This window comes from Streptomyces daghestanicus (assembly GCF_020521275.1).
GTDB lineage: Bacteria > Actinomycetota > Actinomycetes > Streptomycetales > Streptomycetaceae > Streptomyces > Streptomyces griseoviridis.
This window is the reverse complement of the sequence record NZ_BNDX01000010.1, coordinates 618,277-637,980: the sequence shown is the minus strand read 5'-3', so window position 1 is coordinate 637,980 and position 19,704 is coordinate 618,277. Positions and strand designations below refer to the sequence as shown.

General features: G+C 76.4%; 17 protein-coding genes and 1 pseudogene. 5 read left to right on the top strand and 13 right to left on the bottom strand.

Annotation, left to right across the window (positions count from 1 at the left end; all coding sequences use genetic code 11):
• The first annotated feature begins 154 nt into the window (after positions 1-154).
• Positions 155-1,093: a LysR family transcriptional regulator gene (locus Sdagh_RS21950; protein WP_229867834.1), complete on the top strand. Its 939-nt coding sequence runs from the start codon at positions 155-157 to the stop codon at positions 1,091-1,093.
• The gene (locus Sdagh_RS21945; RefSeq protein ID WP_370594904.1) at positions 1,090-1,965 is read left to right on the top strand and encodes a serine hydrolase; all 876 of its coding nucleotides are present in this window, start codon (positions 1,090-1,092) and stop codon (positions 1,963-1,965) included. The genes Sdagh_RS21950 and Sdagh_RS21945 overlap by 4 nt, the downstream gene beginning before the upstream one ends.
• A gap of 17 nt (positions 1,966-1,982) precedes the next feature.
• On the opposite strand, the gene Sdagh_RS21940 is transcribed toward Sdagh_RS21945, so the two are convergent.
• The gene (locus Sdagh_RS21940) at positions 1,983-3,599 is read right to left on the bottom strand and encodes a right-handed parallel beta-helix repeat-containing protein (RefSeq protein WP_190078280.1); all 1,617 of its coding nucleotides are present in this window, start codon (positions 3,597-3,599) and stop codon (positions 1,983-1,985) included.
• Between the two features lie 100 nt (positions 3,600-3,699).
• On the opposite strand from Sdagh_RS21940, the gene Sdagh_RS21935 reads away from it, so the two are divergent.
• Positions 3,700-4,074, top strand: coding sequence for a DUF6479 family protein (locus Sdagh_RS21935; protein WP_190078279.1), 375 nt, complete (start codon positions 3,700-3,702; stop codon positions 4,072-4,074).
• 33 nt (positions 4,075-4,107) lie between these two features.
• Here the strand turns inward: Sdagh_RS21935 and Sdagh_RS21930 are convergent, their stop codons facing one another.
• From Sdagh_RS21930 to Sdagh_RS21905, 6 genes are all read right to left on the bottom strand, one after another.
• On the bottom strand, positions 4,108-5,778 hold the full coding sequence (locus Sdagh_RS21930; protein ID WP_189416573.1) for a glycoside hydrolase family 13 protein: 1,671 nt from the start codon (positions 5,776-5,778) through the stop codon (positions 4,108-4,110).
• A 94-nt stretch (positions 5,779-5,872) separates the two neighbouring features.
• The gene (locus Sdagh_RS21925; RefSeq protein ID WP_189417206.1) at positions 5,873-6,832 is read right to left on the bottom strand and encodes a nucleoside hydrolase; all 960 of its coding nucleotides are present in this window, start codon (positions 6,830-6,832) and stop codon (positions 5,873-5,875) included.
• Positions 6,833-6,970: 138 nt separating this feature from the next.
• Complete coding sequence (locus Sdagh_RS21920; protein ID WP_189416576.1) at positions 6,971-7,738, bottom strand: GAF and ANTAR domain-containing protein; 768 nt, start codon at positions 7,736-7,738, stop codon at positions 6,971-6,973.
• A gap of 296 nt (positions 7,739-8,034) precedes the next feature.
• Positions 8,035-8,754, bottom strand: a complete 720-nt coding sequence (locus Sdagh_RS21915) for a TIGR03943 family putative permease subunit (protein ID WP_190078278.1) — start codon at positions 8,752-8,754, stop codon at positions 8,035-8,037.
• On the bottom strand, positions 8,751-9,770 hold the full coding sequence (locus tag Sdagh_RS21910; protein ID WP_189416582.1) for a permease: 1,020 nt from the start codon (positions 9,768-9,770) through the stop codon (positions 8,751-8,753). Before Sdagh_RS21910 ends, Sdagh_RS21915 begins: the two co-directional genes overlap by 4 nt.
• A 43-nt stretch (positions 9,771-9,813) precedes the next feature.
• Positions 9,814-11,157, bottom strand: a complete 1,344-nt coding sequence (locus tag Sdagh_RS21905; protein ID WP_189417209.1) for a helix-turn-helix domain-containing protein — start codon at positions 11,155-11,157, stop codon at positions 9,814-9,816.
• 158 nt (positions 11,158-11,315) lie between these two features.
• Between Sdagh_RS21905 and Sdagh_RS21900 the strand changes: the two genes are divergently transcribed.
• On the top strand, positions 11,316-11,489 hold the full coding sequence (locus tag Sdagh_RS21900) for a hypothetical protein (protein ID WP_189416585.1): 174 nt from the start codon (positions 11,316-11,318) through the stop codon (positions 11,487-11,489).
• A gap of 11 nt (positions 11,490-11,500) precedes the next feature.
• Here Sdagh_RS21900 and Sdagh_RS21895 read toward each other — a convergent pair whose 3' ends face one another.
• The 5 genes and pseudogenes from Sdagh_RS21895 to Sdagh_RS21865 all read right to left on the bottom strand — a co-directional run.
• Complete coding sequence (locus Sdagh_RS21895; protein WP_190078277.1) at positions 11,501-12,892, bottom strand: extracellular solute-binding protein; 1,392 nt, start codon at positions 12,890-12,892, stop codon at positions 11,501-11,503.
• The gene (locus Sdagh_RS36515; RefSeq protein ID WP_190078276.1) at positions 12,892-15,609 is read right to left on the bottom strand and encodes a substrate-binding domain-containing protein; all 2,718 of its coding nucleotides are present in this window, start codon (positions 15,607-15,609) and stop codon (positions 12,892-12,894) included. Before Sdagh_RS36515 ends, Sdagh_RS21895 begins: the two co-directional genes overlap by 1 nt.
• 4 nt (positions 15,610-15,613) lie before the next feature.
• Positions 15,614-15,976 carry a hypothetical protein gene (locus Sdagh_RS21875; protein ID WP_189416594.1) on the bottom strand — a complete coding sequence of 121 codons (363 nt, stop codon included), beginning with the start codon at positions 15,974-15,976 and terminating at the stop codon, positions 15,614-15,616.
• Between the two features lie 66 nt (positions 15,977-16,042).
• Positions 16,043-17,107 (bottom strand): hypothetical protein, encoded by a 1,065-nt coding sequence (locus tag Sdagh_RS21870; RefSeq protein ID WP_190009971.1) that lies wholly within the window; start codon positions 17,105-17,107, stop codon positions 16,043-16,045.
• 310 nt (positions 17,108-17,417) lie between these two features.
• Positions 17,418-18,533 (bottom strand): annotated as a pseudogene (locus Sdagh_RS21865) (PP2C family protein-serine/threonine phosphatase); the annotation flags it as partial.
• Positions 18,534-18,716: 183 nt separating this feature from the next.
• Here Sdagh_RS21865 and Sdagh_RS21860 point away from each other — a divergent pair.
• A complete protein-coding gene (locus Sdagh_RS21860; protein WP_190078288.1) occupies positions 18,717-19,178 on the top strand; it encodes a hypothetical protein in 462 nt (153 codons plus the stop codon).
• Positions 19,179-19,196: 18 nt separating this feature from the next.
• On the opposite strand, the gene Sdagh_RS21855 is transcribed toward Sdagh_RS21860, so the two are convergent.
• Positions 19,197-19,562 carry an SH3 domain-containing protein gene (locus Sdagh_RS21855; RefSeq protein ID WP_189416602.1) on the bottom strand — a complete coding sequence of 122 codons (366 nt, stop codon included), beginning with the start codon at positions 19,560-19,562 and terminating at the stop codon, positions 19,197-19,199.
• Between the last annotated feature and the right edge of the window lie 142 nt (positions 19,563-19,704).

Genomic DNA, 19,704 nt, shown 5'->3' with positions numbered 1-19,704 from the left:
GCTGCCTCTCGTCGGGGCCTCGCGGGAGGCCGGGGACCGTGCCCCGAGGCAAGCAAGCCACCGCACTCCTGTCCAAGATTCCTATCGATGCCGGATCGATCAATTCCCGATATGCTTCCTGTTCGTGGACCTGGTGCGGCACCTGGAGTGCTTCGTGACTGTTGCAGAAGAGTCACACTTCGGCCGGGCCGCCGCCCGGCTCGGCATGGCCCAGCCGCCCCTCTCCCAGCGCATCGCGCGGCTCGAACGCGAGCTGGGCGTCCGCCTCTTCGAGCGCACCAGCCGCCAGGTGACCATCACCGAGGCGGGCACGCTGCTGCTGGCCGAGGCCCGGGAGCTGCTCGCCCGGTCGGAGGCGTTCCGCGCCACCGCCCGCCGCATCCGGGACGGCGAGACCGGGCTGCTGCGCGCCGCGCTCACCCCCGACGTGCCCGGCGAGACCGTCGCCGCGCTGCTCGCCGGCTTCCGGGACCGCCGCCCCGGCCTCGAACTGGAGCTGCGCGAACTGACCACCGCCGGGCAGCTCGCCGCCTTCGCCGCGCACGAGCTGGACGTCGGGGTCCTGCACCACCCCTGCGACGTCACCGGCCTGGAACTGGGCCCGGTCCTCCGCCGCGACCTCGGCGTCCTGCTGCCCCGCGACAGCCCGCCGGCCCGGCTCGACGAGGTCCCGCTGCCCGCCCTCACCGGCTACGGCCTGGTCCTCTTCCCCCGCGACGACGCCCCCGCGGTCTACGACGACCTGCTCACCGCCTGCGCCCGGGGCGGCTGGACGCCCGCCGCCGTACGGCACGGGCAGGGCGCCAGCTTCGTCCGCGGCCTGGTGCTGTCCGCCGGCGCGGTGGCGCTGGCGCCCCGTGACACCCGGCTCACCGCCGCCGGCGACCGGGACCCCGCCCTGGTCTGGCGCCCGCTCGCCGGGGCGCCGCCGGCCTGGCGGCATTCGGCGGCCTGGCCCCGGGGACGCGGGGACGCGGCCGTCGCCGCCTTCTCGGACGCGGCCACCCACGCCCTGCGCACCGTCGCCGGCGCCCGCCCCGAGGCTCCCGACCGCCCGCTGCACCTGCGCCCCGCATCGGAGTTCTGGCTGTGACCGACACCCCCTCCCGCCTCCGTGCGGTCTTCGCCGACGCCGGGGTGACGGGCTGGCTGCACGCCGTCGACATCGACACCGGCGCGCAGGTCGAGGCGGGCGCGGACCAGCCGGTGTGCACGGCCAGCGTGCACAAGCTGTGCCTGCTCGTCGCCCTGCACCAGGAGGCCGCGGCCGGCCGCCTGGACCTGACCGAGCAGGTCGAGTGCCCGCCGGTGGGCCGGACGCCGGGGCCCACCGGGCTCGCGGCCATGCTGGACACCGCCCGGCTCTCGCTGCGCGACGCCGCCTATCTGATGATGGCCGTCAGCGACAACACCGCCGCCGACCTGCTGCTCGCCCGGGTCGGCCTGGACACCGTCAACCGCTGCACGGCCCGGCTCGGCCTGACCCGTACGCACGCGGCGCACGGCTTCGGTGAGATGCTCGCCCTGATGCGGGAGGACGCCGGGCCGGACGGTGCCCGGGCCCTGGCCGACCCGCACGTCATCACGCGGCTGCGGGCGCTCGACCCGGCCCGTACCAACCGCAGCACCCCCCGGGACATGACCCGGCTGCTCGGCGCGGTGTGGCGGGACGAGACCGGCCCGCCCGAGCACGGCGCCGCGATGCGCCGGGTCATGGGCCTCCAGGTCTGGCCGCACCGGCTGGCCGCCGGTTTCCCCTTCGACGACGTGCACGTGGCCGGCAAGACCGGCACCCTGCCGACCCTGCGCAACGAGGTCGGGGTCGTGGAGTACCCCGACGGCGGCCGGTACGCCGTCGCCGTCTTCACCCGCACCGACCGCACCGCCGCCGTCCTCCCCGCGGCCGACGCGGTGATCGGCACGGCCGCGCGCGTCGCCGTGGACGCGCTGCGGGCGGCGGCCTGACGTCCGGGGCCGGCCGGTCAGCCGTCGTTGTCCCGCCACCGGCCGCCCGCCGGGGCGGAGTCGAAGCGGGTCGCCGCGGAGGCGTTGCCGCCGAAGTCGTTGCCGGAGACCCGGCCGCCGGTCCAGGCCCCCGCGTCGGTGATCCACAGGGCGTGCGTCTGGGTGCGGGGGTGCCCGTCGTCGCGGACCCGGTTGCCGTGCACGTACGGGTGGGTGACCGGGGCGGCGGCGGTGATCCCGGCCCGGGGGCCGGGGGCGTCCGGGAGGGCGTAGGGGGTCCCGGCGGCGGGGACGCCGTCCGGCCAGGCGCGGTCGGCGCCGGGGCGCCACGGGGCGAGGCTCAGCCCGGTGGCGGTGTTGCCGGTGACGACGGCGGTGCCGTCCCCGACGGTCACGCGCTTGCCCAGGTGCCCGTCCGGCGGCCAGTCGGCACCCGCGTCGGTGAGGGACAGCGGCCCGTACGTCACCCCGCCCCCGCCGCCCCGCGCCGCCGGCGCGCACCGGCGGCCGTTGCCGCGGACCCGGTTGCCGAGGAGCGCGGGCTCGCGCAGCGGGGCGTCGATCCGGACGCCGTCCAGGGCGTTGTCCCGGATGTCGTTGGAGTCCAGGACGATGTCGACGGCGTCCTCCTGGTCACCGCCGGCGAGGTTGTGCTGCCAGTAGCCGTACCGGCCGTTGCGGCTGATCCGGTTGCCGTGGAAGGCGTACGGGCCCGGGGTGTTGCCGAGCGCGATCCCGTCGCCCGGGTTCCCGTCGATGACACAGCCGGTGACGATCCCGCCCCGGCCGCCGACGCGGGTGGTCCCCTGCGCGGACACGTCGAACCCGGCGGTCCGGTTGCCGATCATCGCGCACCCGGTGACCAGCAGCCCGTCGGCGCCCCAGTCGGAGATGCCGCAGGTGTTGCCCTCGGTGTGGCAGGCGGTGATCCGGATGCCGCGCGGGGGTGTCCAGTCGTCCTGCTGGAGTTCGAGGAAGATGCCGTTGGTGCCGTTGCCGGTGGCGGTGCACGCGGTCACCGTCAGCCGCTCCACCGGCCCCCAGCCGCCGACGCCGATGCCGATGCCCGCGCCGCCCATCAGCGTGCCGGAGTCCTGCCGCCCGCACCGGTCGGCGAGCACGCCCTCGACCACGGTGTCCTGGAGGAAGTCGCAGCCGAACCCGGTCGCCGCGGTGCCGTGGATGTAGAGGTCGCTGAACCGTCCGCGCAGCACGTACTGGAGCCCCAGCCCCTTCGCCAGCACCTCGTAGTCGTCGGTGCGCACCTCGGACCCGTCGATCTCGAAGTGCGCGAAGGTGAGGTCGGCCAGGCAGTTGCCGGGCCCGGCGCCGTGCTGGGCGGTGGTGAACCAGGCCAGCGGCACGGGCGCGGCCGGCGCACCCGGGTTGCGCAGCACGAAGCAGGTCGCCCCGCGTCCCTCCCCGATCAGCGAGACGCCGCTGCGCCAGCGCACCGGGCGGTCCTGGACCACGTACCGCCCGGCGGGGACGCGTACGGTCCGGGGCCGCCCGTCGGCGGCGCACGCGTCCCCGAGGGTGTCCACCAGGTCCTGCAGCGCGGGCCCGTCGTCGGTCCGGCCGTCCCCGGCCAGGCCGTACGCGCGGGCGTCGGCGGTGAGCGGCGGCTCAGTCATACGGGCCCTCCTTCCGCCGCCCGGGTACCAACCGCGCACCCGTTCAACCCCTTAATCCGTTTTTGTCGCTTTTCATCCTTTCCGGGGTCATAATCACAGCATGGGTACGGCAACGACGGACCTGCTGGCCGCAACACAGCACACGCTCAACATGACCGCGGCCTTCCTCGGCGGGCTGGTGATCGCCGGCGCGCTGATCTGGGCCGTACGCGTCGGGCTGCGCGTCCTCGACCGGGACACCGGCCACCCGCGCCCCGACGAACAGCCGAAGATGCCGGCCACCGGCCCCGTCCGCGAGGAACGGGAGATGCGGGAACCGGACGACGTCCCCGTGATGGCACCGGGCGGCTCCCGGCTCATGCCCTACGAGCTGCACCGCGCGAGCACCCGGCGAGGGAAGGACCAGACCAGACGCCGCTGGCTGCCCGGCTCCACCGGCTCCTTCGGAGGCGGCGGCCTGCCCCGCGGCCTGTGACCGGGCCGGGCCGCCCCCCTCGGCCTCAAGGGGTCACAGCCCCAGCCAGGCCGTGGTGTCCGGCCCCAGCCGCCCGTCCTCCAGCGGCGCGCTGGTCAGCAGGACCTCTCCGGCCGGCAGGTCGACCGGCCGGCCGGAGAGGTTCGCGACACAGCGCCAGCCCGGCGAGCGGTCGAACCGCAGCACGCCCGGCGGCGCCTCCTCCGACCAGGTGAGCGTCTCCCCGTCGAGCAGCTTGCGGCGCAGCTTGAGCGCGGCCCGGTACAGCTCCAGGGTCGAGCCCTCCACACCGTCCTGCGCCTGGACGGAGTACGCCGCGAAGGACGGCGGCTGCGGCAGCCAGGCACCCGCCGCGCCGAAGCCGTACGAGGGTCCGTCCGTCGTCCACGGCAGCGGCACCCGGCAGCCGTCGCGGCCCTTGCGGACGTGCCCGGTCTGCTCCCAGATCGGGTCCTGGAGGACCTCGGTGGGCAGGTCCGCCACCTCGGGCAGGCCCAGTTCCTCCCCCTGGTAGAGGTACGCCGAGCCCGGCAGCGCCAGCATCAGCAGGTTCGCGGCGCGGGCCCGGCGCAGGCCGGCCGCCTCGTCGACCGCCGGGGCGGCGCCGCCGGCGAGCAGCCAGGCGTCGGTGTCGGTGCCCGGCGGGAGCATCAGCCGGGAGGCGGGGCGGACCACGTCGTGGTTGGCCAGCACCCAGGTCGCCGAGGCCCCGGCGGCGGCCGCGTCGGCCAGTGAGTCCTCGATGACCTGGCGCAGCTCGGCCGCGTCCCAGCCGGCCTTCAGGTACTCGAAGTTGAACGCCTGCCCCAGCTCGTCGGGCCGCGCGTACAGCGCCCGCCGCGCACCGGGCACCCAGGCCTCGGCGACCGCCATCCGGGGCGGGCGGTAGGCGTCGAGGATCTTGCGCCAGTCGCGGTAGATCTCGTGGACGTCGTCCCGGTCGAAGAAGGGGTGGGAGCCGGGCGGCAGGTGGGCGAGCGACGCCTCGTCGCTCAGCTCGGGGGCGCCGAGGTCGCGCAGCGGCTCGGCCAGGTCCTTGGCGAGGGCGTGCGCGACGTCGACCCGGAAGCCGTCGACGCCCCGGTCCGACCAGAACTTCAGCGTGGTCCGGAAGTCGGCGCGGACCTGCTCGTTCTCCCAGTTCAGGTCGGGCTGCTCGGGGGTGAACAGATGCAGGTACCACTGCCCGTCGGGCACCCGCTGCCAGGCGCTGCCGCCGAAGACGGACTGCCAGTCGGTGGGCGGCAGTTCCCCGCGCTCACCGCGCCCGTCCCGGAAGACGTACCGGTCCCGGGCGGCCGATCCCGGCCCCGCCGCCAGCGCCTCGCGGAACCAGGCGTGCCGGTGCGAGGTGTGGTTCGGCACGAGGTCGACGATGACCTTCAGGCCGAGCCGGTGCGCCTCGGCGGCCAGCGCGTCGAAGTCGTCCAGGGTGCCCAGGCGCGGGTCGACGTCCCGGTAGTCGTCGACGTCGTAGCCGCCGTCGGCCAGTTCGGACGGGTAGAACGGGCTGAGCCACAGCGCGTCCACGCCGAGCGCGGCCAGATGGGTGAGCCGCTGGGTGACGCCCCTGAGGTCACCCAGCCCGTCCCCGTCGGCGTCGGCGAAGCTGCGCGGATAGATCTGGTAGATGACGGCCTGCCGCCACCAGTTGGGGTCCTGGGACGACAGGTCGGGCGTGCCGGAGACGGTACGTACGGACACTCGGTTCCCTTCGCTCTGCGGACGGGCGACACGAGTAGGTCTGTCCAGATCGCCGGGAAAGTGAACCCTCCGCGGTGCCCGGTCGGATGTGCGGTCAGCCCTCGACCGCCCCCAGGAACACCGCCACGTACCGCGCCACGTCCACGTCGAGGCCCACGTCCACCAGGGGCTGTTCGCGGGGGCCGGTGTGCAGCTCCGATTCGCCGGGGCGGGTGCGGCGGTCGACGAGGGTCTGGCCGCGGGCCGGGCCGGGGGCGAGGGAGACCTCGACCGGGAGGCGGCGGGTGGTCAGGCCCGCCGGGTCGACGACCGCGCAGACCGCGCCGGCGTCACCGAGGCCGCCGCCGGGGTCCGCCTCGTCGGTGGCGGGGCCGCGGTGGGCGAGCAGGTCGCCGGCGAGGCGGGTGCCGGGGTCGGCGCTCGCGCGCAGCCGGCGGACGTCCGCGCCGGGGACGACGACCCGCTGGAAGACGTCCAGGCCGTACATGGTGATCGGCACCCCGGCGGTGAGCAGGATCGCCGCCGCCTCCGGGTCGTGCCAGACGTTGAACTCGGCGACCGGCGTGGCGTTGCCGGTGGCCACCGCGCCGCCCATGAAGACGATCCGCTCGATGTTGCGGGTGACCTCGGGGTGGGTGCGCAGCAGCAGCGCGATGTTGGTGGCGGGCGCGGTGGGGATCAGGGTGACCGGGCGCGGGGAGGCGAGGATCTCCCGGCGCAGCAGGGAGACGGCGTCCAGGTCGACGGGGGTGCGGGTGGGCGCCGGGAGGCCGAGGTCGCCCATGCCGTCCTGGCCGTGCACGTGCCGGGCGGTGCGCACCGCCTCGATCAGCGGGCGCTCGGCGCCCCGCGCGACCGGGACACCGGGGGCGCCCGCGTGCTCCAGCACGGTGAGGGTGTTGCGGACCACGCCGTCCACGTCGGTGTTGCCGGCGACGCAGGTCACGGCCCGCAGGTCGAGACGGGGGTGGCGGACCGCCAGCAGCAGGGCGAGGGCGTCGTCGATGCCGGTGTCGCAGTCGATGATCACCGGGATGGGCCGGTCGTCGGTCACCCGGTCGGGCCGGTCGGTCGTCGTCACGGCGGGGTTCTCCTTCCACGCGCGGGGTCGCCCGGTGACCCTATGCGCCGGCGCCGGCCGGCCGAGGCGCGGTCCCCCGGCGTGCGGGAGGGGTCCGGCCCGGTACGGGGTTCAGTCGTCCGGGTTCAGCCGCCGGCGGTTGCTGATCACGTCCTCCGCCGCCTCCTGGACCGTACGGCCGTGGGAGAAGGCGTGGCCGCGCAGGCGGGCCAGGGCCTCCTCGGAGCCGATGCCGAGCTGGGCCATGATCATGCCGACCGCCTGGTGGACGCGGTCATGGCCGCCGGCCGGGCCGTTCAGCCAGGACCGGCCGCCCGGCCGTTCGTCGTCCTCCCCGTGCGGCAGGGCCATCAGGGCCATGGTCATCACGCCGGCGATCAGCCACGCCGTACGCAGTTGCTCGTCGGTGAGCCCGCCCGGGATGTCGCGGTACAGGTCGAGGGTGCCCAGGCACACCGTGTCGCTGCCGAGCGGCAGCGCGTACACCGCCCGCACCCCGGCCGCCGCCGCCTGCTGGGCGTACACGGGCCAGCGTCCCACCGCCGCGTCCTCGGTGAGATCGCGGACCAGCACCGGGGCGCCGGTCCGCGCGGCGTGCACACAGGGCCCGTCGCCGAGGGTGGCCTGGATCTCCGCCACCCGGTCGGCCCGCTCGCCGCTGGCGCACAGCCGCACCGGCACGCCGTCGCTGCGCAGCGACACGCTCGCGCCGGACACCGGCAGCAGCCGTACCAGCACCCCGCACAGCCGCCCCGGCACCTCGTCGGGCGGGGCGTCCCCGACGCCCCGGGCGATCAGGTCGGCGACATCGCCCGCACCCGGTTCCGGGCGCCGCTCCGGCCGGCCGGCGGGCCACCGGACCTCGTCGCTGGGCGGCACGCCACCGCCTCCTTCACCACTAGGGCCTGTCGTTCGGATCACGCCGCAGACGCGGGGCCTCACCGGCGCGAGGAAGACGCAGCCGATTCCCCGCGACCTGATCCGGACGACAGGCCCTGAAGCCTGTCCTGCGGATCACGCCGAGGACGCGGGACTCACCGCGCCGGCACGTCACCGTCCATACCCCGCGACCCGATCCGGACGACCGGCCCCAGGGCGAAGCCCCGACTACCCGGGTCCGACCAGGCGAAACCAGCTTTCGCGGAGCGCGGCACGAGCGGGCCGGGGGCCGGCCGTCAGGGCCGCTCGTACGGGTTCGCCGGCTGCGTGGTGCGCCGTACCCGGTCCGCGTCCACCACCGGCGGCCACGCCGCGTCCGTGCCGAGCCCGCCCTCGGGGTGCCAGGTGCCGGTGACGGTGACCCAGGCGCCGTCGGCCGGGGCGCCGGCCGCCGCGACGCCGCGCACCTCGGCCTTGCCGGTGGTGGCGTCGGCGGCGCAGCAGGTGACGAGGAGCCGGGTGACGTACCAGGTGCCGTCGTCGTCCCGGGTGACGAAACCGGTCAGACGGACGGTACGGCCCGCCAGGGAGCGTCCGCTGTCGTAGATCGCGCGGGAGGAGAACTCGGCGAGGGTCAGCTCCACCGGGTCCCCGGACGGCAGCGCGGGGAAGGTGCCGACGCCCTGCGCGGCGCGGGCCGCCGCCTCGCGTTCGGCGCTGTAGGTGCCGAGGGCGGGCGGCGGGAAGAGGAGCAGGGCGAGGGCGGGGAGGGTGAGGAGCCGGGCGACGCGGGGGCCGGCGGGGCCATGGGCGTGGCCGTGACCGTCGTCCGCGGCCTCCGTGCGCCGGGCGACCGCCGACGCCGCCGCCAGCAGCACCAGTACCGCCCCGGAGACGATCAGGTACGGCCGCAGCCCGGCCTGCACGTACCGCAGGTACAGCTCCGAGAAGAGCGAGACGCGCAGCACCGCCGCGCCGGTCAGCGCGAGCAGCGCGGAGGGCCCGAAACGCCTCACAGCAGCCACCACCCCGCGAACGCGCTGCACGCCACCGCCACCACCCACGTCACCGACGCGAACCGCACCGCGAAGGCCCGCCCGAAGGTCCCCGCCTGGAGCGCGATCAGCTTCAGGTCGACCATCGGGCCGACCACCATGAACGCCAGCCGGGCCGTCGGCGGGAACCCGCTCAGCGACGCCGCGACGAACGCGTCCGCCTCGCTGCACACGCACAGCACCACCGCGAGCAGGGCGAGCAGCGGCACCGACAGCCAGGCGGACCCCGTGAAGACGTCGAGGACGGTACGGGGGACCGCGAGGCCGAAGGTGGCCGCCGCACCCGCGCCGAGCACGAGGAACCCGCCCGCGTGCAGGAAGTCGTGCCGCAGCCCGGCCAGGAACCCGCCGAGGCCGTACGACGTGCCGGGCCCCGCCGGCCGCCGCGGCGGGCGCAGCCACGCTTCCTTGCCGAACCGGGCCCACAGCCAGCCCATCAGCACGGCCGTGCCGAGCGAGGCGGCCAGCCGGCCCAGCACCATCGACGGCTGCCCGGGGAACGCGATCGACGTCGCGACCAGGACGACCGGGTTGATCGCGGGCGCCGACAGCAGGAACGCGAGGGCCGCCGCGGGGGCGACCCCGCGCCGGATCAGGGACCCGGCCACCGGCACCGACGCGCACTCGCACCCCGGCAGCACGACACCCGCCGCGCCCGCGACCGGCACCGCCAGCGCCGGGCTGCGGGGCAGCAGCCGGGCGAGGACCCGGTCGGGCACGAACGCGCCGAGCGCCGCCGACACCACCGTGCCCAGCAGCAGGAACGGCACCCCCTGGACGACGACCGCGGTGAACACCGTCCACCAGGCCGCCACCGCCGGGGTGTACAGATCGAGGGCGACGACCGGGCCGAGCACCGAGACGACGGTGGCGACCGCGATCAGCGCGGCCCCGCCGACGACGGCGTACAGCAGCGCGCGCAGCGCGAGCCGCAGCGCGTCGGCCGCCGTCCGCCGCGCCCGGTACCGGTTCTCCATCCGCGCAACCTAGCCACGCCCCCTGTGCGCGGCCCCGCACTCCTCACAGAGGAGGCTGTGCGGGCGCGGGCCCCAGCGTCGTCGTGCCCGGGGCCGTACGGTGGCCCAGTCCCGTGCGGTACGCGTCCAGGGCGGCCTCCACCCGGCCGGTGCGGCGCAGCAGGTCGCCCAGCAGCCGGCACAGGTCGGCCAGGTCGCCGGCCGCGCCCGCCCGTTCCAGCAGGCTGAGCGCGCGGACGTAGTGCTCCTCGGCGGCCTCGGTGTCCCGGGCGTCCTCGGCGATGATGCCGAGCAGCCGGTGCGCGCCGGCCGCGTGCACGGCGCCCCGCTCGGAGGTGAGGTCGTCCGTCACCGCGCGCAGCAGCGACGCGGCCTCACCTGATCTGCCGCGCCGGCGCAGGACGTCGGCGAGTTCCACGGCGACCTGGCTGGTGTAGAGGGCGGCACGCTTGGCGGACAGCATGTCCAGCGCCTGCCGCAGCTCGGCCTCGGCCTCCGCGAGGCGGCCGTCCTGCGCGCGGACGTAGCCGCGCATCCAGTGGCAGTTGGCCAGTTCGGTACGGAGCTGGAGGGTGCGGTACAGCTCGGCCGCCTTCGCCAGGGAGGCGTCGGCCTCGGCGAGGCGGCCCTCGGCGAGCAGGGTGCGGGCGACGGACCGGTGCATCCGGGCGACCAGCGCGGGGTCGCCCGCCCGCGGGGCGAGGGCGAGGGCCAGCTCGGCGGCCTGGGCGGCGCGGGCGTGGGCGCCCAGGTCCATGTACGGGCCGATGGCGCTGGCGTAGAGGAGGAGCAGCGCGTCGGGGTCGTGCAGGCCGGTGCGGTTCAGCTCGTCGAGGGTGGATTCGAGGAGGTAGACGGCGTAGCGCAGCTCCCCGGCGAGGTAGTGGGCGAGCGCCCGGCCGCGCAGGGCCGGGACCCGGGCGGGCAGCGGGGCGTCGGCCAGGCAGCGTTCCGCCCGCTCGAAGTACTCGCGTCCGGCGGTCAGTTCGCCCTGCTCCACCGCGCACTCCCCGAGCCCGAGCAGCGCGGCGGCCTCCAGCTCGGCCAGCCCGTGCGCCGCGGCCTCGGCGCGCAGTGCGGCGTAGCTCTCGGCGGCGGCCTCGGCGGCGCCGGTGGCCAGGGCGCGCTGCGCCTCGGTCAGCCGCAGCCGCAGGTCGGTCGCGAGGTGCGGCGGGCGCCCGGTGACCAGTTCCTCGAAGGCGACGCCCAGCCGTCCGGCGATGTGCCGCAGCGCCTCGTCGGAGGGGCGGACGCGGCCCGCCTCCAGCGTCGAGACGTAGGCGGGCGTGTACGCCGGTTCCGCCAGCTGCCGCTGGGTCAGTCCGCGGTCGGCCCGCAGCCGCTGCACCCGGCGTCCGATGACGGCCGGATCGTCCCGGTCTCCCACTGCCAACTCCCCCATGGCCCCTTGCCGTTCGGCATGTCCGGCCCTAGGTTAAACCGAGAGTTAAGCGTGTTTAACAGTTCGCTGTAAGTCGTTCCCGTCCCTCTCGTCCCCCTGGTCCCGTCCGCTCCTCCCCGTCCGCCCGCTGCCGCGAGGTCGCCGTGCTCGAACGCCCACGCACCGCCGAGCGTTACGTCCGGGCCGCCGTCGCCGCCGCCGTCGCCACGGCCTGCCTGCTGCTGGCCGGAAACACCGGCCCGGCGCACTCGGCACAGCACCCGCCGGCCCCGCCCGGCCCCTCGGCCCAGGACGACCTCACCGACCGCCGTCCCTAGGCCGCGCGGGTCTACCCCGGCAGCACCCGGCGCAGCGCCGCGTCCAGTGTCCTCGCCAGGGTCGCGTCGTCGGGCGGATCGGTGCCGAAGAGGGGGCCGAGCCGGGCGGTGAGCGTCTGGGTGAACGCCCCGTACAGCGGGGTCCTGGGCCGGTGCGCCGCCCGCCGCAGCGCGGGGAGCAGCACGGTGCGGGCGTAGGCGGGCCGGTCGGCGCCGTCCCTCGGCATCCGGTCGGAGCGCTCCCCGCTGGGCGTGGCCGAGGGCGTCCCCGCGACGTCCGCCGGGCACCGCAGCCGGTCGTCGGTGTACGCCGAGACGCGCGTCGCCGCGAACCCGGCGTCCAGCAGGCAGCGTTCGCTCTCCTTGCCGGTGAGGAACTCGATCAGCTCGGCCGCCTTGCCCGCCCGCCGCGACCCGGCGGCCACCGCCAGGTTCTGGCCGCCCAGCACCGCCCGCCCCGGCAGCGCCGTCACGCCCAGCCGGCCGGCCGGGAAGGTCCGGTGCAGGGTGCGGTACACCCACGGCCAGTGCCGCAGGAACGTCGTACGGCCGTCCGCGAAGTCGGCGAGGGAGGCCGCCTCGTCGGACTGCGCGGCGTCCGGCAGCGTGTACGGCGTGGCGGTGCGGCGGCGCAGCTCGGCGATGCCCCGGGTCAGCTCCTCGACGGTCGCGGTGTAGCGGCCCTCCTCGTCGGTGAGGGTGATCCCGCCCGCCGCCGAGGCGAACGCCTCCACGGCGTTGACGGTGCGGCCCTCGTAGGCGGCGAGCTGGGTGGTCCAGCCCTTCTCGTAGCCCGGGATGTCGTCCTGCTCGTCCAGGACGTCGATCAGGTTCTCCAGCGTCCGCCAGGTGCCGAAGCCGTCCAGCTCCGTCCGGGTCAGGCCGGCCCGTTCGAGGTGGTCGCGCCGGTAGTAGAGGAGGCCGACGTCGCTGTTGAACGGCACCGCGTACACCCGCCCGTCCCAGCGGGCGGTGCCGGCCACCGGGCCGATGACGTCCGGGTCGTCGACCAGGGCCCCGGGCAGCGGGCGGACCAGTCCGGCGGCGGCGAACTCCGGGACCCAGGTGACGTCCAGGTTGACCACGTCGTAGGCGGAGCTGCCGGACTGGAGGGCGCCGAGGAGCTGGCCGCGCTGTTCGTCGGCGCTGCCGGGGAGTTCCACCAGACGGGCCCGGAACTCGTGGCCCGCCTTCTCCTGCCGCTCGTTCCAGGCGTCGATCAGGCGGCGGCGCACCCCGTTCTGCCCGGTGACGTCCCGGCCGCTGGCCACCACGATGTCGCCGGGCACGTCACCGGAGGGCGCCGGTCCGGTGCCGTCCCCGCCGCCGCCACCGCCGGTGCAGGCGGCGGGCGCGAGCAGCAGAGCGGCCAGGAGCGTGCCGAGCAGGCGGCGCCGGGGCATCAGTCCGCCCCCGTCCCGGTGCGGGCGACCTCGTCGTGCAGGGCGGAGCCCAGGTCGTCGCCGGCGTCCAGGCAGCGCCCGCCGCTCACCTCGGCGATCCGGGCGTCCGGCCGGCCCGGGTCGCAGCCGCCGCCCGCCAGCGACACCGTCGTCACGGGCACGTCGGCGGCGCGGGCCGCGGCGAGCACCTCCGCCAGCCGGTCGCCGGTGAGCCGCCCGGCGTCCTCGTCGTCGGTGACGTACACGATCAGGCCGGGCCGCGCCCGCTCGGCGGCCCGCCGCTCCATGTGGTCGACGGCGGCGAGCAGCGCCCGGTGCGGATCGGCGTCGGCGGCGTGGGTGACGGCGGCCCTGGCGAGGGTCCGCTCGGCGTCCCGGCGCCGGTGCGGACCGGTCGGCAGCAGGGTGTCGTACGGGTCGTCGCCCGAGCCGTACACCGCCCACACGCCGTACTCGTCGCGCGCCCCGAGGCCGCCCAGCGAGCGGGCGAGCAGACCGGGGCCGCCGCTCGGCCCGTCCCACACGTCGCGCATCGAACGGGAGCTGTCCAGCAGGAACAGCACCCGGCCCGGCCCGTTGACGCCCCGGTAGGCGGTGAGCGCCGCCTCCATCGCGTCCCGGCCGGCCGGCTCGATCAGCGGAGAGGGCGCCGCGAGGACCCCGTAGGCCCGGTCGTCCTCGGCGAGCAGCGGGCGTTCGCCCTCCGCGGAGCGGAAACCGGCGCCGGCGAACACCGCCCGTCCGCCCGGCCCGGCCAGCCACCGGCGGAACCCCTCGGCGGCGGCGTCCCGCTGCTCCGCGTCGCGGTCGGCGCCCTGCCAGCGGACCCGGACGAAGACCGGCTCAAGACCGGGCACGTCCCCCGGGTACTGGGCCATCCGCGGGACGCGCCGCGCGCTGTCGCAGGACACCCCGCTCTTCAGCAGGAACTCGGGGACCAGGGCGGCGGTGCGGTCGTCGACGGCGTCGTCGTCGGGCAGCGCGCACAGCAGCTCGGCGGCGGTCGGGGCGGGCGGGCCGGACTGCGCGACCCGGCGCTCGGCACCGGTGGCGTCCCGGGCGGCGGCGCCGGAGTGGGTGCCGTACAGGCCGATCGTGGCGAGCAGCCCGGTGTCGGCGAACTCCGGGTCGGGGCGGCGCACCTCGGCCCCGGGGTGCCGGCCGCGCAGGGTGTCGATCATCCGGTTCAGGTCGACGGAGACGCGTTCCTCCTGCGACTCGGCGGCCAGTTCCTGCGGGACGGCGAGGACGACGGGGGAGTACGCGAACGGCTGCCGGTCCGCCTCCAGCGCGGCCACCGCGTCGGTGTCCCGCCCGGTGGTGACCCGGGCGACGTCGGCGGGCGAGCCGGGTATCCAGACATCCGGCTGGGGGCCGACGTCGCGCTGCGGGTTGGGGTCGTCACCCGGCTCCTTCCAGGCACCGGTCTGCCGGCGCAGGGCGGTGACCGCGTCGGCGGTGCCCGCGCCGTAGACGGTGAGACCGGCACGGCGGCAGCCGTCGTCCGTGGTGTTCTCGTCGGAGACCAGATAGGCGTCGGCGGCGGCGCGCACGGTCGGCTCCAGATCCGGGTCGGCCAGCACGCGCAGCTCCGGCGGCGGTACGCAGACGGTGCCGGACCCCGCCGGGGCGAGGACCCGGTACGCGCCGACGCCGGCGGCGGCGAGGAGCAGCAGCGCGAGGAGGAGGGTGAGGGGGGCCGGGAGGCGGGGGCGGGGCTCCTCGGGCGGGAGGTCGGGGGTGGGCCCGGGGGGATCGGGGGTGGGCTCGGAGGGCTCTGGGGCCGGCTCGGGGGCCGGCTGCCCTACGGGTGTCGGGGTCGGCGCGGGCGCGGGCGCGGGCGCCGACGTGGACGCGGGCGCCGGTGTGGGCGCCGGCGTGGACGCGGGCGCCGGCGTGGACGCGGGCGCCGGTGTGGGCGCGGGGGCGGGTGCCGGCGTGGGCGCCGGTGCGGGCGCCGGCGTGGGCGCGGGGGCGGGCGCCCACAGCAGGACGTCCTCCCCCGGCTCCGCCCGGCTCTGCGGCTCCCAGGGGGCGCCCCGTACCGTCCGGTACCCGCCGGCCGCCATCCGCTCCCGCAGCCGCTCCGCCAGCCCCCCGAACCACAGCTCCGCCCCGCCCTCCTCCTCCAGTGCCCGCAGCAGCTCGGCGGTGAACGGCGTCGGCGTGCGCGGATCGCCCGCGTCCGTACGGTGATTGGCCTGCACGCTCATCAGCAGCAGCACCCGCCGCTTGTCGCGGAAGGTCTCCCACAGCCACGCCGCGTTGCCGGCGAAACAGCAGTCGAGGACGATCACGATCCGCCGGGCCGGACTCGCCGCGAGCACCGTCAGCACGGTGGTGAACATCTCCGCGCCCGGGAACACCGCGTGCCCGCCCGCCACCACACTGGCGTTGCGCATCTGGAGGAACAGTTCGTCGCCCGCGCTGGGGATCGCCCCGTGCCCGGCGAAGTACAGCAGCAGGACGCCCTCGGCCTCGTCGGCGGCGGCGCGCAGCGACCGGCTGAAGTCGTCCAGCGTCGGCGACCGGGACAGCGTGATCTCCCGGTCGCCGAAGACCCGGCCGCGCAGCAGCGCGTCCCGCAGCCGGTTGAGGTGGTGCTTGACCGCGGGCAGGTCGCAGGGCACACCGTGCGGCGGCTCCGTGAAGTCGTACTCGGACACCCCGACCAGCAGCGCCCGGTTCACCAGCTCACGCGGGTCGAAACCGGCCACCGGCCTACCTGTCGTCGGGGTTCACCGGGTCGACGCGCCCCTCGGGCGGTTCGCCGTCCTCCACCTCGCGGCGGTTGGTCCGCCAGGCCTCCACGGCTCCCTTGACCTGGTCGAGCAGGTCCCGGATCACCACCGACGCGGCGCCCGACACCACCGCCACGACGATCTCCATGCCGACGCCCATCGGCGCCCCGGACTCGTCGGCGCTCGGCCGCTCATGGATGCGCAGCCGGCCCGCGCGGACCAGCTCGTCCAGCGGCTTCTCCCGCTCCAGCCACTTGCGCAGCGCCCCGATGTCGCTCTCGGTGGCGGTCCCGTCCAGCCGTACCCGGATGTCCCGTGTGGCCACTTCGTCCCCCTCAGCCATAACTCACCATCATGGCAGCGGGGTTGCGTTCGGGGGAGGGTCCGTGCACCACTGTTGCGCGCGGGATCAGCCCTGCGTCTGCAACTGGTCCAACTGCCGTCGTACGTGGTCCAGGGCGCCCGCACGCCGGCCCGGCACCCGGCCCCGCAGCTCGGCGAGGACCTGGCCCAGCTCACGGGCCCGGCGCGGGTCGCGGATCTGCCCCCACTGGTGGTGGGCCCGGTCCACGGCGGCCTCCACGGCGGGCGCGTCCGCCGCCTGCCCCGCGTTGAGCCGGGACCGCGCCACCGTCAGCCAGCCCAGGCAGCTGCGCACCGGGTCCCCGGCGAACATCGCCAGGTCGGCCCGGACCTCCGTCCAGTGCAGGGCGTCCTCGGAGGCCGGGCCGTGCGCGTAGACGGCGTCCCGCTCGTGGGCGGCGGCGAGCGCGTCGGCGTCCGCGTGCCGGCCGGCCTGCACCGCGGCGGCGACGGCGGCGTGCGGGTCACCGGCCGCCGGGCCCGGCACCGTCAGGACCAGGTCGGCGCTCCGGCCGCCGTCCTCGGCGGCGCTGCGGGCCAGCGCCTGCTGGTGCAGGTCGCCGGGCGGCGGCCGGTGCCCGCTGCGCAGGATCGTCGCGACGCCGCGCATGTACGTCGGGACGGCCGGGCCGCGCCGGGGCGGGGGCGCGACCCGGCCGTAGACGGCGTTGTCGCGCCCGCAGTCCAGGGGGTTGCGCCGGAGCCACTCCCAGGTCTCCTGGTCGGCGTGGAGATCGAGCAACAGGGTGGTCGCGCCGGTCGGCCGCAGCCGCAGCTCCTCCTTGATCCAGTGCCAGGGCAGGGCGGTGTAGCGGACGGTGGCCGGGGTGGTGCGGGCCAGCGCGAGGTGGGGCAGGTGCTGGCGGCGGTCGGTCTGGAGCTGCCCGGTGACGTACACGGTCAGCGGGCCGGGGGCCGCGGCGGCGGCCCGGAGCCGGGTGAGGACGGCCTGCGGGTCGAGCGGGTCGGCCAGTTCGATGACGTTGGCGGTGTCCGTCCCCGACAGGACCGGGGGCGGCACCGCCGCGAGGACGGGGAGCACCGAGGCCGCGTCCACCAGGCGTCCTTTGCCCACGGGCGACGCCGCGAGCAGCAGCACGGTTCCGGGCATGTCCCCTCCCCCTGTCGATCACGTACGTCAGCACGGTAACCGGTGCGGGTGCGAAGGGGGGTATCCGGCGGGAAAGTACGGTTCCCTGCGGGGCCTGCCTGTGCGGTGCTCCGTCGGCCGGCCCCGGGTTCCGTCGGGGCTGACCGCGCCGTTCCCCGCGCCCCTGGCGGCGCGTCCCCGGCGGTGTGCCGGGGGCGCCCCAGCCCTCCCCGCGGCCCCGGGGCGTGCCCTCAGCGGCGTTGAGGGGTTCCGGTGGTTTCTCGGCCGTTCCCGGGCGGCGTTGGGGGGTCCAGGGGGGCTGCCGGCGTCGGGGTTGTCTGCCGTCGCCGCCGCGGCGGACCGCGAAGACCGTCGTGTCGTCGTCCAGCCGGCCCCCGCAGTGCCGCAGCGTGCCGTCGCGTACGAGGCGTACCAGGCGGCGCGGTTCGGTGACCTTGGCGTCGAGGGCGACGCCCCGGGCGACCTCCTCGGCGTGCCGGTAGAAGCAGCCCTGCCGGTCCCGCGCCTCCGTCACCCCGTCCGTGACCAGCAGGAGCGTCTCGTCGGCGGCCAGCGGCAGCCGGCACACCGGCGGCGGCCCGGTGCCCAGTTCGGCCAGGCCCAGCGGCAGCCCGCCGGTGACCGGCAGTTCCCGCACGCCGTGCGGGCCGACCGCGAGCGGTGCCTCGTGCCCGAAGACGACGGTGTCGATCGCGCCCGGCGCGTCCGGCGGGAAGCCGACCAGCACGGCCGTCGCGAACCGGTCGCCGTCGGACCGCCCGAGGGCCGCGGTGTGCGTCCGGTGCCGCGTCATCCGCGCCTCCAGCCGCTCGGCGACCGTCGCGAGGTCCGGCTCGTGGTATCCCGCCTCGCGGAACGCCCCGAGCAGCGCCGCCGCCGTCTCCACCGCGCCCAGCCCCTTGCCCTGCACGTCACCGATGAGGACGCGGGTGCCGTGCGGGCCGGGCTGGATGTCGTAGAAGTCGCCGCCGACCCGCGCCTCGGCGTCCGCGGCGAGATAGACGGCGGCGTGGTCGAGGCCGCCCCAGCCGGGCGGCAGCGGACGCAGCACCGCCCGGCGGGTGGTGTCGGCGACGTCCCGGATGTGCAGCATGCGCCGCTCGCCGCGCACCCGCAGCACACAGGCCAGTACGGCCAGCAGTCCGCCGACGGCCACGAGGATGAAGTCGGGCAGCCCGCTCTGGTACTGGTGCGGCCAGGCGCTGTCCACGCTGTAGTACGTGACGACCGCGAGGACCGCGTAGACCGCCGTCCCCCACACCCCGCAGAGCGCGGCGGCGATCCCGGGCACCAGCACGATCCAGGAGATCATCCGGAACTGCCCGCTGGTGTTGGCGTCGGCCACCGCGACGCCCACCAGCAGCAGCAGCGGCGGCACCCAGCTCACGCTCCGGCCGCCCACCCGCACCAGCTGGTGCCGGTGCACGGCGTCCGGGTCGGCGGAGAGCCGGCCGAGTCCTCCCGGCCGGCCGCCGGACGGCCTGAAACGGACGCGACCCCTCACCCGCCCAGCGAAGCACGCGCCCCTGCCCCCCGCATCCTGAGTTGCCCGCGCGCGGGAGCGGGTGTGCCCTGGTACACGGGGGCCAGGAGAGAGAGGAGCGCCCTCATGGCGCACGCGGAAACCACGACCGACCCGACGCCGAGCCGGACCGGACAGGGCCGTACGACGCCGTCGACGCCGGACGTCTTCGGCCCCCGGACCCACCTGGTGGCGAAGTGGCTGGTGCCCGTCCTGCTCGCGCTGGTCTTCGGCTGGTGGGCCGCGGCCAACCGGCGGCACGGCACCGGGATAACCGGCGGCAACATGCTCTTCGGCTGGCTGAGCGCCCTCGTGTTCCTGATCCTGTACGTCGCCGTCCGCGAGATCGCCGTACGGCTGCGGCGCGAACAGCACGCCCTGCTCTGGGCCGCGTTCACCGGCTCCGCCGTCGGGTTCCTGATCTACCAGTCGGGCCGGAGCCTCATCCAGTCCGCGGGGATCGGCCTGGCGGTCGCGGCGGGCATGTTCCTGATGGCCTTCTACCGCTACTACACCCAGGAGGACGCGACCGGCCGGCGTCTCACCTGACCGGCCGCGTCCGCGCGCTCAGTGGCCGGTGGGCAGGGGCCGGGGGCAGTCCGGCACCCACCGGCCGTGGGTGTCGATCCAGGCGGCGCTCGCCCAGCCTCCGGTGGCCTCCAGCCAGTACCAGTAGGGGTTGCCGCTGACGTCCTGTCCCTCCACGGCGCACCGGACGCGGTCCCGGGTGCCGGGCGCGAGCCGGTCGACGGCGGCGGAGTGACTGGTGGGTGCCTCGCGCACGGCGAGGGCGGTGGGTGAGGTGACGGTGCCCAGCACGGGTCCGTCACCGGTCACCGCGCCCGTGGCCGCCGCGCCCGTGGTGGTGGCGGCGAGGACACCGCCGCTGAACAGGGCCGCGACCAGGGCCCGCAGAACCGGGGTACTGCGCATGATCGCCTCCATTCTCCCCCGCTCCAGGAAACACCCGTACGGGTGAACCCTCCACCGGAGCCGCCGGCCGCCCCGGTCCCGGGCGTCCCGTGAACGCCCCCACCCGCCGGGCCGCGCGGCGCCCCCCTCCCGGCTCAAGCCG